This is a genomic window from Paenibacillus sp. JDR-2, from assembly GCF_000023585.1.
Taxonomy (GTDB): domain Bacteria; phylum Bacillota; class Bacilli; order Paenibacillales; family Paenibacillaceae; genus Pristimantibacillus.
In genome coordinates, this window is record NC_012914.1 from 1,962,786 (window position 1) to 1,977,900 (window position 15,115).

The window sequence follows — 15,115 nt, forward strand, 5'->3', positions numbered from 1 at the left end:
TCTCATGAGTAACTCGTTCCGAAAAAGCAAGGAAGATATCATAGTAGATACCCTGGTATGGGCCATTTCGCTGATTGTACTTGCTGCAACGTTTTATCCGCTATACTTTGTGCTTATTCAATCCTTTAACGATGGAGCGGATGCCGCGAAAGCGCCGATTTATTGGCTGCCGCGCGTATTCTCGCTCGAGAATTATCAGTTGGTCTTCAAACAGGACTTGCTCTTAACGGGTCTAAAAAACACGCTGATCCGAACCGTGGTCGGAACGGCGGCAACCATATTCGTCACGTCGATGGCTGCTTATGCGCTCCAGCGGCCGCACCTCAAGCTGCGTAAAATGTATGTATCCATGGGGGCTGTCTCCATGTATTTCTCCGGCGGTTTAATTCCGCTTTACCTTGTACTGAATTCGCTGCATTTGCTGGATACGTTTTGGGTATACATTGTTCCTTATCTGTTTGGCTTCTTTAATTGCCTGCTGTTCATGTCGTTCTTCCGAAATATTCCGGAGGCGCTTGTGGAGTCTGCTCTTATTGACGGGGCTAGCGAGTTTAAAATCTATTGGAAAATCATTATTCCGCTGTCAACGCCCGTATTTGCGACCGTGTCGTTATTCGTAGCCGTCTTTCATTGGAATGATTATTTCATCTCGTCGTTCTTTATTACGAAAGAAAGCTTGCAGACGCTGCCCGTTATATTAATGCGGTTATTGTCGTTGTCGCAGGCGCAGCAAGAGATCCAAAGATACCTTGGCAATAACAGCTCAAGCGTCACGCTGGAGTCGATGAGGTATGCGACATTGATTATCTCGATTGCGCCGATTACGATTCTATATCCGTTTTTACAGCGCTTCTTCGTAAAAGGAATGCTGGTAGGGGCAATCAAAGCCTGATGGTTTCCTGATTGAAAGAGGTGATGCGCATCCAGATTGACACATTCAAGACATTTATTCGATTACTCATATTATAGGGAGGTTGCAAGTCTCATGAAAAAATGGAAAAGCCGTGCTCTTCTGCTGGCTACTTGCGTAATGTGCGTCACCGTTTTTAGTGCTTGCTCGAACACGAAAGAAAATACTGACAACGAGTCAGCACCTACAACCGCGCCATCTGCTGCTGCAGACGGGAAAAAAAGCTGGGAAACCGACACGTCTCCTATTACGCTCGACGCGTATTTGAACTTCTCCTGGTTCGGCAACAACTGGACGGATTCCGCCGCTAAGCAGATTACGAAGGAAACAGGCGTAACGATCAAAATATCCAAGCCGGTTACCGACGATGATCAAAAGCTGAACCTGATGATTAACAGCGAGAAATTGCCGGACATTATTATGGCCGATAAGAACAGCCCATCCTGGAGCATTATGGAACAGAAAGGGCTTCTCTACTCGATTGACGAATTAGCTGCCCAATACGCTCCGGAGCTGTTGCAGGACGCACCGAAAGAAGCCTTCACGAACTATAAGGCGGATGACGGCCACACGTATATGTACGTTGATTTCATCGAGGGCGAGCAATATCAACAAGAAGCGAAAAAATACAATGCTCTCATTGGCACGAACCAGCCGGAATGGTCGATCCGCCAGGACTATTTGGACGAAATCGGAAATCCCGACATTAGCACGCCGGACGCTTTCGTAGCGGCACTAGACAAAATTAAAGCCAAGCACCCGGACAAAATGGGCTTCTATGCCAATGTAGGCGATCTTGCTAACGACCGGGATTATCAAATGGGCACAAACAGCATGTTCTCGAATTACCGTTATTACGTTGACGGCGATCAAATCAAATCCGGTTTGCGCAGCGACAGCTTTAAACAAATTTACAGCTTCATGAACGAGCTTAATACGAAAGAGCTGCTGACGAAGGATACCTTTATCGATACGAAAGACATCTTCACGCAGAAGATTAATAGCGGCAAAACCATTTCTTACGCATGGGCAATTGGCGAAGGAACAAAGTCGCCGGCTGACAATCCGAAGACAAGCTATAAAGTCATGGATCCATTTGCGACTTACACTCAGATCAGAACCGGCGGAGGCTGGAACGCTTTTGCTATCCCCAAATCGAATAAGCATCCGGAACGCACGATCCGTTTCCTGGCTTACATGGCTTCGAAGCAAGGACATATTGCAGCCAAATGGGGAGTTGAGGGCGACAAGTTCAGCGGGGATGTCGTAAACGGCCCTCATTACAGCATCGTGGACGACAAGCCGCTGTATCTTCCGGAATATTGGGATGTTAAACAAAAAGACTGGTCGGGCGTTTCCGCCAAAAACGGTCTAGGCGAATATTGGTTCGCGACAAACACGGCTTGGTGGCTGTATCCGGAATGGAATAACACGGATCCAAGCTTCATCCAGTACAACAAGATGTTCGCGGACAAAGTAAAATACATGCCGGAGCTCGAAAATCTGGATCCGTTGCCAAACAGCAAGGAAGGCATTATTTTAAAGAGAGTAACCGATTTGTACGCGCAGTACGGTGTCAAAATGATTTTCGCGAAATCGGAAGCTGAGAGCGAAAGCGTCTATAAAGAGTTTATCGAAAAAGCAGATTCTCTGGGACTGCCGAAAGTCGAAGCTTATTGGACGGAGCAGTATCAGAACAATTTGAAACGCATGGGGAAATAAAAATCCGTCAGGAATAAAGGAGACAAACATGACAGTAGAAACCGGTATCTTGAAGCGGATTAGCGTAATAAGCGAGAAGATGAATGAAGGATCGTGGAAGCTTACGGCTCAAGAGGAAGGACCAATCGAGTTGGAACTGGCGCAAGGCCCCTCTTTCGTGCTGGACCGAAATAAAGAGTGGTACGTCCTGCCGATGGATGCGGAAAACAAAGCCATTGCGGGCACGGATTACGCATGGGTGCTGCCGCTTGATCCGGACTCCCCCAGCAATTCCTGGCTGATCAAGGCAGACGGGGAAATCCAATTGACTCACGACCAGGAGTCGATCATCTTACGGGTGAAGGCGGAATCATGCGAGCTTATCGCTTATGAAAGCCGGCCTCAAGCCGACAGCTTTGGCAAGCGGTTTCAATTTGCGTTCGAGCATGGCGAGAAGCTGGCGCATACCCTTGCTTCTCTCTACTGGGGGACGATGCTGCCATCGGTTATCGAACGTACGCGTGCTTTGAACTATCCGATATCGGAAGGTTACGTTCTCAGCACGCTGCACTCGAAATATAGCGGAACCTATCCCGACGTGGACCATGAATTCCAAATTAAAGGGCGCATGAGCTGGGGCAACGAGCTGGATTACGACGTTGTCCGCCGGATGATTGAGCTGCAAATCAAGCTGATGAAGGAAGATCCCGAAGGACTGTGGCGCGATCCTTGCGCGATCCAGCCAAACGGGGACAGGGAATATCACGTTCGCCGCAGCAGTCTCGACGGCTCGACCAACGCGGTTATGTTCCTGATTACGGGTAACGTGGAAGTGTTGGAATCGGCTTGGCTTTATACCGCGGCTACGAAGGATATGGATTGGCTTCGCCTTCATATCGAAGCCTTGGAAGGTGCCGCTTCCTGCATCGAAGATCAGATGGACCGGTACGGCAGACTCTGGTCCGACGTTTATTACGAGGATCAAGTCATCAAGGACGGACGCGAGACGTTCGCCACGGCGCTAGCCGCCCATTCCTTTAACTTGCTGGCCGAGCTGGAGCAGCGCTTGGGACGAGACGAGAAGGAAGCACACTATAAGAAGGTTGCGGCTCTTCTTGGAAGCACATTGTCGAAGCCTCTGCCTATGGGCTACTGGGATGAGACGAATAATCGTTTCGTGGATTGGGTGGATCGGAGCGGCGTTGCGCATGATCATATTCATCTGCTTGCTAATACTCTTCCGGTTCTCTTCGGATACACCTCGAAGGAACAGGAAGAGAGCGTTACCGCGCTTGTGGACGAGCATATCGATCAGTTCCAGCGTTTCCCTACGTTCCTTGCGGCTCATATCGACCAGTATACGGATGCCGAGATCGGTGACGGCGGACCGTATGATTTATGCGCGGCGGGCCGTTATTGGTGCTGGGATGCAGCGTACTGGACATGGAAGAAAAACGGCAAGGTACTGCTGGGACAGCTGATGCGCGTAGCGGAGCAGGCGGCCAAAGAAGGCTACATCATGGGCGAGCGTTACGACATGAATTACGTTTATTATATCGATGATAAAGATTGGCATGGCGCAGCGCATTATTACGAATACCCATGCGTGTATTCATGGGTTCTGATCCATGAGTATCTGGGTATTCGCCAGACGTTTGAAGCTGACCTGCAAATCTCTCCTCGCTTAATGAATAACGGTAAAGTTGTTCTGGAGCAGGATGGATTCCAGCTAAGCTACGAATACGAAGAAAATGCCTTCCGTCTGACGAATCTGGGATCGGCAGCCCGGACCTTCGAGGTTGATCTGTCCGCGATTTATCCTGATTGCTCGAAATGGAAGTTTACGTGCGAGAGTGTTGAAAGCGTGCTTGAAACCGGATCCGTTGTGTCCTTGGACAAGGGAATGACAGGCACCTGGATTCCAACAAGGTGATGAACATGATAACAAAAGAACGTCTGACAACGAATCCAATCTCGCCGGCTCAGTCTATTATTCTTGGGGAAAAGTACCGGTTTACCGTATTAACAAGCCGGCTTATTCGTTTGGAATACAGCGATAGCGGCAAATTCGAAGATCTGCCTACGCAAATCGTGATTAACCGGGACTTTCAAGCACCGGAATTCGAGGTCTATGAAACCGCGGATTATCTGGAGATTCAAACCGGCGAATTGCTGTTGAAGTACGACAAAAAGGAATTCTCGGGCAAAGGACTTTCCGTTCATGTCAACGATATTTCAGGCGTTTACATGAAAACCTGGCATTACGGGGAAGTGCCGAAGGATTTGCGGGGAACCGCACGTACATTAGACGATGTTAACGGTGCGCTGCCGCTCGAGCCGGGTATCCTGTCGAAGGAAGGCTATGCTCTTCTGGATGACAGTAAATCCTTGGAGATTACCGAAGACGGCTGGATATCGCCGAGAACAACAAAGGCAACCGACCTCTACTTTTTTGGCTATGGGAGAGATTACGGGCAGGCCTTGAAAGATTTCTACTACTTGACTGGTGCAATGCCCTTGCTGCCGCGCTTCGCGCTTGGGAACTGGTGGAGCCGCTATCATCCGTATAGCGAACAGGATTACAAAACGCTAATGACCGAATTCAAGCGGAAGGAAATTCCTTTCTCTGTATCCGTAATCGACATGGATTGGCATGTAACAAAGATCGATCCGAAATACGGAAGCGGCTGGACGGGTTATACGTGGAATAAAGAGCTGTTTCCGGATCCCAAAGCATTCATGAGCTGGCTTCGCGAACAGAATTTGAAGGTCACTTTGAATTTGCATCCTGCCGACGGCATTCGTCCCAGCGAGGAAATGTACGATGAAATGAAAGCGGCGCTTGGCATAGATCCGGAGCGTTATCCGATGATTCCTTTTGATTTTACCGATCCGAAGTTTGCGGAGGCTTATTTCAAAGTTCTTCATCATCCGAACGAGGAGAACGGCGTGGATTTCTGGTGGATTGATTGGCAGCAAGGCTCCCATTCCAAGATTGAAGGATTGGATCCGTTATGGATGCTGAATCACTATCATTACTTTGACAATGCCAAGCATGGCAAACGACCGTTAACCTTCTCCAGATACGCCGGACCGGGAAGCCACCGCTACCCGATCGGCTTTTCCGGAGACACGCATGCGACCTGGGAGTCCTTGCGGTTCCAGCCGTATTTTACGGCTAATGCAAGCAACATCGGCTACGGCTGGTGGAGTCATGACATCGGCGGGCATATGCTTGGAATTAAGGACGATGAGATGGTGACGCGTTGGATTCAATTCGGTGTGTTCTCGCCTATTAACCGGCTGCATAGCTCGGATAATATTTTCTCCGGTAAAGAACCGTGGAATTATGCTCCGCCATACGAACAAGTGATGGAACGATTCCTGCGTTTAAGGCATCAACTCATTCCTTATCTGTATTCCATGAACAAGCGCGCTCATGAAGAAGGCGAACCTATTGTTGCTCCTATGTATTACGACAACCCTTGGAGCGATGACGCTTATCAATACCGGAATCAATACTATTTCGGAACGCAGCTTATTGTTGCGCCAATTACAGACCCGGTAGACAAACGTTCGCAGGTTGCGGCGGTTAACGCCTGGCTGCCGGAAGGGGAGTGGGTTGATTTCTTTACGGGGCAAATCTATTCGGGCAATACCCGCTTAACCTTCTACCGGGGAATAAACGAGATTCCGGTTCTTGCCAAAATGGGCAGTATCGTACCGCTTGCTGATTTATCAGCCTTTACCAACGCCATTCATAATCCTTCGCAGCTTGAATTGCGGGTGTTTGCCGGAGCCTCGGGTGAATTCACCATGTGGGAAGATAACAATGAAGAGGAATACGGTAAAGAAAGCTGGTTGGCAACAAGATATCAATTATCCTGGAATGAGCGCCCGGTCTTTACGATTCATCCCGCAGAAGGGGATCAAACGGTCTCGCCGGCAAGCCGCGATTATCGCATCATTTTTGTAAACGTTCCAGAGCAAATGGTAACGGTAACGGTAAACGGTGAGCCGGTTGAGGCTCCTTGCAGCTGGAGCGATCATGAGCTTGTCGTGCAGTTGAAGGATGTAACAAATACGGATAAGGTTCAAATAACGCTGAAACATCCTCATATTGAAGAACAGGATAAATTAAAGCGTTTATACGACTACTTGAATACGACTCAAATCGAATTTAATCTTAAGCTGGAATTATTCCATATGTTAAGCACGGAAACAAGCTTTTCGAAAAGGGTTAGAAATCTGGAAGGCCGGCAGCTGGATGGCCCTATTTTCGGGAAAATAGTCGAGATATTTGGATCAACGCTATAGAGCTGATGCAGCTTTTAGAGGTGCCTTGACTGGAAAAAGAACCAACCTTACGGATTGGTTCTTTTTTTTACCATTATTATGAAGTAGAGTGTTGTATTCATAGCTCCATAATAGAATAAATCAATTTTATTCTATTATTTTCAAGTAGATGGGTTCCAAAAAGTGTATAATTCTTGTTAGTTTATGTCGAATCACCGCGTTTTTATGGGGAGGGAAATAAAAGAATGAAAACAAATGCGATACCCGGGTCCGAGAGGGGGCCAATTGCCTTATCCAAACTGCTTGTTCCGAATGCGGCATCAAATTATGTCGATCGGCCAAGGCTTTCGGATATGCTGGACCGGTCGGGCACCTGCCGGCTGACGTTAGTAGCGGCACCAGCCGGATTTGGCAAAACGACGCTGGTCAGCAACTGGATCGGCAGGCGGGCGGCTCGAGCAGCCTGGCTGTCGCTTGAACCCGCCGATAATACGTTTGTGCGGTTTTGGAGCTGCGCGGCTGCGGCGATTGACCGGACGATTCCGGGCTTCTACGAAGCGGCGATGCCCATCTTCCTCTCATTCGGCGAGACGTCCGCGGAGTCGGCGATGTCCTTTTTCCTGAATGAGTTAATCGGCCGGATTACCGGGGAGATGATACTTATCGTGGACGATTATCATTTCATCGACAATCCGTCCATTCATAATGGTCTTGCATATTTGCTTGACCATCTGCCCGCGGCTCTTCATCTGGTCATCGTCAGCCGCACGGTTCCGCCGCTTCCGCTGTCACGGATGCGGGCGCGGAGGCAGGTGCTGGAGCTGGATGGACGTCATCTGCGCTTCACGGCGGATGAAGCGATGGAGCTTCAAAACAAGACGTCGGAGACAAGACTTACGCCTGAAGAAATGACGGAGCTTGACGCCAAAACCGAAGGCTGGGCGGTAGGGCTGATTCTAGCCTTTCATTCATTGGCGGGAACAGGCGGCAACGAAAGTTTTCTTCGTTCCTTCGACGGTCACAACCGGTATGTATTTGATTATTTGGTTGACGAGGTTATCCATCGTCAGCCGCAGAATGTGCAGAGCTTTTTGCTGCGGACGAGCATTCTGGAGCGCTTTTCCGTATCGTTATGCGACGCGGTGACCGGTTCGGCGCACTCCGCTTCCGCGATTTCCTATTTAGAAAAAGCAAATTTGTTCGTCAGTCCGCTGGATGATACGCGTACCTGGTATAAATATCATCATTTATTCGCGGAAGCGCTCCGGAACCGCTTGAATGAAACCTATGATCTGGCAACAAGAAGCGAGCTTCACCGGAATGCTCATCGATGGTTCGGAGAACGGGGCTTGTATCGGGAAGCGATCAAACATGCGCTAGCGGCGGAGGATTTCGATTCGGCCGGCCAGTACATGGAACGGCATTTGCCTGAGATGATCGGAAGCGGGGAAGAGGCCGATCTGCTTCGATGGCTTAACGAGATGCCGCTCAGAAGCATCGTACGTTTTACGAATCTTTTCTTTTTCCAGGAAAGCGTACAAGCCGCGAAAGGGCGGGCGGCTGATGCCCGGCGGTACTTGGATCAAGTCACGGCATTGTTGGATACGGAGCCCGAACTGATTGAACGCGAACGGATAAAGGAAATGCAAGTGCACATTCGAATGTACGGCAACTCTCTTTCCTATTATGAAGGAGATATTGACGGGTTCATCGGACAGCTGAAAAGCAATCTGGATTTATTGGTGCGGCATGGATCGATTGCCAATGTCGTGAACATGGGAGAGGCTCTGCTGTACCGCGGTCCAGTCGGATTTGGCGGCAGACTGCGTAAAATCGCTTATTTGTCTTCGAACGTTTCAGCCGATGAGAAGCTGTCGCTAGTGCTGCACCGAAGCCTGGAAGGCTTAGGCGTGATTTTGCTAGCGGATCTGCTGTATGAACTGAATCGGATTAAGGAGTCGCGGCTGACACTCGAAAAGGCGCTGTACGGCGGGGCATTTCCGCGCAATCCCGCGGCTCTGGCACCTGGATACATCCTTCTGTCCAAAATTTTGCAAGCGGAAGGACAAATGGATCAGGCAAGGAACGTCATCCTGCGTGCGATTGAAGAGATGAGGGAATGCCGTTCTCCTCGCTGGCAGATGATCGTTGAAGCAAGACTGGCGAGACTGCAGCTTGCCACTGGGGAAACGGAGGCAGCTGCCGCATGGATTAATGCCCGCCATATTCGAATCGTAGAACGCGCGGATGTGAGCCGCGAATATGAGAACTTCACTTTGGCGCGCGTCTTGATGTCGCAGGGCGAGCTGCGCAAGGCTTTGGGCTGGCTCTCGCGAATTAGCCTGGAAGCGAAACAGGCGGACCGGATTGCAAGCCGAATTGAAGCGCTGCTGCTTCAGGCTATTTGCAACAAGGAGCTCGGGGACTATGGCGACGCGGTTGGAGCGTTGGCGCAAGCCTGTGAATTAGCGCGTCCGGAAGGGTTTATCCGTATCTTTATGGACGAGGGACAGGCGTTAACCCCTCTATTCGAACGGTGGTTAAGCGAAGCTTCGCTCGATGAAGAAATGGCTGCATACGCGAATCTGTTGCGAGAGAGGATTTCCGAGGGTGGTTGGACTGCCTCGTATGCCCGGATGAAGGATAACCTCACCGTCAAATTGACAGGGCGGGAACGGGAAGTATTGCGGAAAATCGGCGAGGGTCTTTCGAACGAAGAAATCGGCGGACAGCTTTTTCTATCCACGGGTACTGTTAAGAAGTACGCTTATAATATTTACGAGAAGCTGCAGGTGAAAAATCGGGTGCAGGCCATCTCGAGAGCAAAGGAAATGGGATTGTTGTAAAAGGCCAATTTATGGGATAAGGTTCTTGTCACTAGCGGATGACAAGAACCTTATCCCATTCCTCGTTCACACAAATGATACATCAGACTCGTCGTTGAATTCTTCCTCCAGCACCTCGACCGGTACCGTTTGCTCTTCATCCGGCGTAGCCGTCGGATGAATTCTCGCCGTGCCTGCCCCTACGTTTACATGCTCGATAAAAACGGGGACGCCGAAATAAGATACGGTAATCGCATCCGGTGAATCGGCGATCTCCTTTGCTCTAAACGCTTCCACAGTCCATCACCTCTTGCAAAGTATTTACAGAGTCTCGGATGTTTATCCACGCGCCCGCATCGAACAAAAACACGATTTTTCTCGAACAAATTCCCTCTTTTCATTCAAATAAATCTCGCTGCGAAACAATTACCCTCCCCTCTAAAAACAACTGTCGGTTACCCGTGAACCTTCCTTTCGATAAAATGAAAGCGTATACGAAGCTGAGAGGGAGATTATGATGAACTTTGACTTAAATATAGTGCCATTCAGCCGAAGAGACTCGTTCTTGGCGGTCTCGATTCTGCCCGGAGCCCAAGATAGAGAACAAGGTCTGTATCTGCGCACCGTTCGCGGCGGCGATGATAAATTCGGCGAGGCTTTTCATGTCGCCATGCTGGATGAAGGCGGTAGCAACGTACCATTCCAATCCGAAGCCTCACCCGAACGGGTGAAACTGACATCGGAACGCGGCTCAACGGTCGAGATCTGTATTTCCGACAGCCGGACGTTCCGCGTTCGGACAAGCGGCTGCGGAATCCGCTTAACCTTTCGTACATCCGCCTATGATTACGCGTTTCAAGAATCGCCGGGCAGATGGGAAGTAAACAGCTTCACCCATGAATGCAGGTTCAGGCTTACGGCGCTTGCTGGAGAGCTGCGGATGGAAGTGCCTTGGGATAAAATCAAAAGCTCTTACGTTATCGCCGATTTCCTGCCTGACCCTAAGACGGGGCATTCCGAGTTTGCTATTGAAGAATTCCGGACCGTACTGGAGCCGCGGGCTGCTTGGAAGCCATTCGACGATATCGTAAATGAAGTGAAGGAAGAGTTTAATCAGTGGTTGAATAACAGCTTATCGATGCCCGAACGCTGGGAAGAAAGCCGTGCTCTCGCTTCCTATATTACTTGGTCCTGCCTTGTTCCGGCGGAAGGATGCCTGACGCGTCCCGCCATGTATATGTCGAAGAACTGGATGACGAATATTTGGAGCTGGGATCACTGCTTTAATGCCATGGCGCTGGTACGCCATGATCCGAAGCTGGCTTGGGATCAGTTCATGATCTTCTTTGACCGCCAGGATGAGAGCGGGCTCCTCCCGGATTTCATCAACGATAAGTATGCGTTATGGAACTGCAACAAACCGCCTATTCACGGATGGACGCTTGCTTGGATGATGGCTCGCACGGATTATATTCAGCAAGAGCAGCTGAATGAGGTTTACGGACCTTTGTCCAAATGGACAAATTGGTGGTTCCGGTACCGCGATAATGATGGCGACGGCATTCCGCAATACAATCACGGCAATGATTCCGGATGGGATAACAGTACGGCGTTTAACAATGGCATTCCAGTCGAGAGCCCGGATTTGGCGGCTTTTCTAATTATTCAATCGGAAGTACTGGCCGACCTTGCGGAACGGCTTGGAAAAGCGGAAGAGGCGGTTGGATGGCGGAAGCTTGCGGAGGACACACTAGAAAAGATGATTGCCCATTTCTGGGAGAACGGCCGTTTTACGTCCTGCTGCTCCGGCACTCACGAGAAATCGGAAGGAGACAGTCTGCTCCTGTTCGTACCGATTCTATTGGGCAGCCGCCTGCCTGAACAGATCCGGGCAGCTTTATTGCAAGGATTGAGAGACGAAGACAGATTTTTGACGAGTAACGGCTGGGCTACGGAAAATCTGAATAGCCCTTTCTATCATTCCGATGGCTATTGGCGCGGGCCAATCTGGGCGCCATCGACCATGCTTTTGGTTGAAGGAGTTGCCGCGGCGGGAGACCGCGAGCTTGCGGAAACGGTTTCGCAGCGATTCTGCGCGATGCTTGACCGAAGCGGGATGGCTGAGAATTTCGACGCGGTTACGGGGGAAGGCTTGCGGGATCGCGCATTCACCTGGACATCCAGCGTATTTCTGATCTTGGGAAATGAATATACAAATTAATGGATTTGCCGCACTTCTTCACTGTCTTAAATGGACCGGTGAGGAAGTGCTTTTGACGTTTGGGGACATATGACATTGTCTGTCAGAAAGGTCCATGCTACAATTCAGATGATTTTTGCAAGAAGCAGCACGGAGGGCATCCCTATGAACGATTTACTGAAACGGCTTCGCATTCGCCTTCAGCCAAGCTCTTACCGAAGCATTCGCACCAAATTTCTTTTCTGCTTTCTAGTCGTAACGATTATTCCGCTGCTTTCGCTTGGCGCCATGTCCTACTACCAATCGGCGAAGGTTATCAATTCCCAGTTCGGCAAATACGGCGAGAACGCTGTAGCGCAGCTGGAGCAGCAGACGAGTTCCTATTTGAACCGGATGAATCAAACGACGGAGACTATTTATACGTATTTGCTTGATCCCGCGTGGGCTGACTTAGGAGATCAGCCGCCTTCTACCTATAGCGATATTATGGATAAAAATGATTTGGAGGCGCTTTTGAAAGCGCTTAAAACCGATCGGACGACCGGCATTTATATCATTACTCGTACCGGCTATTATTATGGGGAAAATAATCTTGACGTATCCAAGCTGCAAGCCATTCCCGCATGGCATACGATGCCGGATTCCCAATCAGGCAAATATTGGCTTGGGTTCTACCTTCAGAATCACGGAATGAAAGATACGGTTGATGCGGGGCTGCCTGTTCTGGGCTTGGCCGTTTCGATTAATAACCCTTACGGTGCTTTAAAAGGCAGTAAAATTCTCATCGAAGAGAATGCCGAAGAGCTGCTTCATATGTTCAAGCTGTTCGAGAGCGATACAAAGGCTCATCTAAGCATCCGTAATTCGAGCGGAAGGGTCATTTACGAAACGCCAGGTGCTTTTACATCGCAATCGAGCGATATTGTCTGGAACAAAACCATTGCCGTAAACGGATGGAACATAGAATCAAGGCTGCCTGCCGCGTCGTTCTATCGTTCCTCCGGCATTATCAGGTCGAATACGATAATCGTGGCGACGGCTTCCTGCCTTTTGGCATTTGGACTGGCCTATTTGTTCTCCTCCCGCTTTACCGTACGGATCCGCCGGCTCAAAGACGCGATGCAGAAGGTCAGCTTCGGCAAGCTCCATACGAGAACGCAGGTTGAAGCGAAGGACGAACTGGGTGTTCTCGATATCAGCTTTAACAATATGGTGAGCGGCATACAGACGTTAGTCGGGGAGATTGAGCAAAGCGAAAGGCTTAAGAAGGAAGCGGAGCTTAAAGCTTTTCATTATCAGATTAATCCCCATCTGCTGTTTAATACGCTGAACTCGATCCAATGGAAAGCAAGACTTCAGGGAGCGGAGGACATCCGCCAGATGCTGTACCATCTGACAAAGGTACTGGAAGGAAATCTGCATATATCGCAGGAGATGATTCCGCTTGGCAGCGAGCTGAGGATTATTGAGCATTATCTCAAAGTCCAGGAAATACGTTATGGCTCCGTGTTTACGTACAAGCTGGAATGCGACGAGCAGCTAAAGCGCTATCTGATTCCCCGCATGACGCTGCAGCCGTTATTCGAAAATATTTTTTTCCACGGATTCGAGGACGGTCAAGGAGAGATTAGGTTGACCATTCGCGAATCAGGCAATCATTTGCGGCTTATTCTGTCCGATAACGGAGCGGGAATTCCCGCAGAGAAGCTGGAGCGATTGCTTTTGCCGAATACGGAGAAGCGCAAGGGCAGGGGAGGGCTTGGCGTGCAGAATGCGAATCAGAAGTTCAAGCTGCATTTTGGACCGCAGTTCGGGTTAAACGTGCAATCGATTCATGGGGAAGGGACAACCATCATCATCGAATGGCCCAAGAAGGAGGAGAATCCGCATGGAAACGGAAACAGCCATTAAAGTATTGATTGCAGACGACGAGAGTATTGTCCGTAAAGGACTCCGTTCAACCGTACCTTGGGAGAAATACGGAATGGAAGTGGTCTCGGATGCCCCAAACGGGCGTAAAGCTTGGGAAGCTTTTCTGGAACACCGGCCCCAAGTCGTCATCACGGATATCGTAATGCCCGAGATGGACGGCATTGAATTGTCGCGGAAGGTGAAAGAAGCGGCTCCCGATACTAAAATCATTCTGCTTAGCTGCCATCGGGATTTTGAATACGCGCAGCAGGGCATGAAGCTTGGGGCCTCCGGCTATCTGCTTAAAACGGCTTTCGAGGATGAAGAGCTGGAGGAAATGCTGGTGAAGTTTCAAAGAGAGTTTGCGGCAGTTTCGAAATCAACTGCCGTTAAAGACAAGGAAAGCGATCAAGGAGAGCGACTGAGCACTCTGCTATATGCTTGGCTGAACGGACACAATGATAAGTTTGTTGGCGAAATGGAGAAGCATTCCCGCGAGGACTGGTCATTTGACGGGGAGTCTGTCTATATCTATTTGATTAAAACCTTGGGCTGCGAATGCACCTGGCCGGATCTGCTCAGGCAAGGCACTGCCGAGGATCAGCAGCTTTGCACCGGCATGCTTATCCCTTACGGGGAAGAACGCTGTTATTGCATGCTGCCGAAATCAAAGGTAAATGCTATGGAAAGCTTGCTGGTGGAGCAAAAAAGCGAGATTGCAAAGCTGCAGTGGGTGAGAAGGGGACCGCTCTCGGATACGGACGAAAGGCTTGAAGCTTTGCTGTCGCTTCATAAAGAGGCTGAATTGGAAAAGGCGTATAATGTATCCAAATCGGATTGGCCGGAAGCCATTTGGCGCGCCGTCAAGCTGCTACATGACAATCCGTCCGCCGAATGGTCCGTTAGCGACGTGGCAAGGCAGGTAGGTCTCAGCCGAAGCCATTTCTCGATTCTGTTCAAGAAAGCGGTAGGGGACAGCTTTGTTGCTTTTCAATATAAGCGGAAGCTTAAGCTGGCTACGGGATTATTAAGAGATACCCATCTTACGATGCAGGAAATTGCCGAGCGCACGGGGCTTGGCGACAGCAAATATTTCAGTAAATGGTTTAAGCGGTGCACGGGGGAAACGCCAAGCCGCTACCGTTCCGAACAAAAAGACAATAGGCATCAAACAGAAGATCACCTGCCTTCGTAATCGAACAAAAACACGCAAACAATCGAATACTTATCGGTTTTGAACCGCTTTCATTTTCGTTATGATGAAAGCGGTTC

9 protein-coding genes are annotated in these 15,115 nt (G+C 49.7%); 8 read left to right on the forward strand and 1 reads right to left on the reverse strand.

All coding sequences use genetic code 11. The annotated features are described in order from the left end of the window. Positions 1-4 precede the first annotated feature (4 nt). The 5 genes from PJDR2_RS08620 (at position 5) to PJDR2_RS08640 (ending at position 9,753) form a co-directional block, all read left to right on the forward strand. The gene (locus tag PJDR2_RS08620; protein ID WP_015843279.1) at positions 5-892 is read left to right on the forward strand and encodes a carbohydrate ABC transporter permease; all 888 of its coding nucleotides are present in this window, start codon (positions 5-7) and stop codon (positions 890-892) included. A gap of 93 nt (positions 893-985) precedes the next feature. Then, positions 986-2,632 (forward strand): sugar ABC transporter periplasmic protein, encoded by a 1,647-nt coding sequence (locus PJDR2_RS08625; protein WP_015843280.1) that lies wholly within the window; start codon positions 986-988, stop codon positions 2,630-2,632. Between the two features lie 28 nt (positions 2,633-2,660). Beyond that, the gene (locus PJDR2_RS08630; RefSeq protein ID WP_015843281.1) at positions 2,661-4,544 is read left to right on the forward strand and encodes a hypothetical protein; all 1,884 of its coding nucleotides are present in this window, start codon (positions 2,661-2,663) and stop codon (positions 4,542-4,544) included. Between the two features lie 5 nt (positions 4,545-4,549). Further along, positions 4,550-6,928, forward strand: coding sequence for a glycoside hydrolase family 31 protein (locus PJDR2_RS08635; RefSeq protein WP_041613376.1), 2,379 nt, complete (start codon positions 4,550-4,552; stop codon positions 6,926-6,928). A gap of 224 nt (positions 6,929-7,152) precedes the next feature. Continuing rightward, positions 7,153-9,753, forward strand: a complete 2,601-nt coding sequence (locus tag PJDR2_RS08640) for a LuxR C-terminal-related transcriptional regulator (protein WP_015843283.1) — start codon at positions 7,153-7,155, stop codon at positions 9,751-9,753. A 66-nt stretch (positions 9,754-9,819) separates the two neighbouring features. Here PJDR2_RS08640 and PJDR2_RS08645 read toward each other — a convergent pair whose 3' ends face one another. Then, positions 9,820-10,029, reverse strand: coding sequence for an H-type small acid-soluble spore protein (locus PJDR2_RS08645; RefSeq protein WP_015843284.1), 210 nt, complete (start codon positions 10,027-10,029; stop codon positions 9,820-9,822). Positions 10,030-10,249: 220 nt separating this feature from the next. Here PJDR2_RS08645 and PJDR2_RS08650 point away from each other — a divergent pair, with 220 nt between their 5' ends. The 3 genes from PJDR2_RS08650 to PJDR2_RS08660 all read left to right on the forward strand — a co-directional run bounded on the left by PJDR2_RS08650 (position 10,250) and on the right by PJDR2_RS08660 (position 15,038). Then, positions 10,250-11,953 carry an amylo-alpha-1,6-glucosidase gene (locus PJDR2_RS08650; RefSeq protein WP_041614144.1) on the forward strand — a complete coding sequence of 568 codons (1,704 nt, stop codon included), beginning with the start codon at positions 10,250-10,252 and terminating at the stop codon, positions 11,951-11,953. Positions 11,954-12,097: 144 nt separating this feature from the next. Next, positions 12,098-13,843, forward strand: coding sequence for a sensor histidine kinase (locus PJDR2_RS08655; RefSeq protein WP_015843286.1), 1,746 nt, complete (start codon positions 12,098-12,100; stop codon positions 13,841-13,843). Next, positions 13,821-15,038, forward strand: a complete 1,218-nt coding sequence (locus tag PJDR2_RS08660) for a response regulator (RefSeq protein WP_015843287.1) — start codon at positions 13,821-13,823, stop codon at positions 15,036-15,038. Before PJDR2_RS08655 ends, PJDR2_RS08660 begins: the two co-directional genes overlap by 23 nt. Positions 15,039-15,115 lie beyond the last annotated feature (77 nt).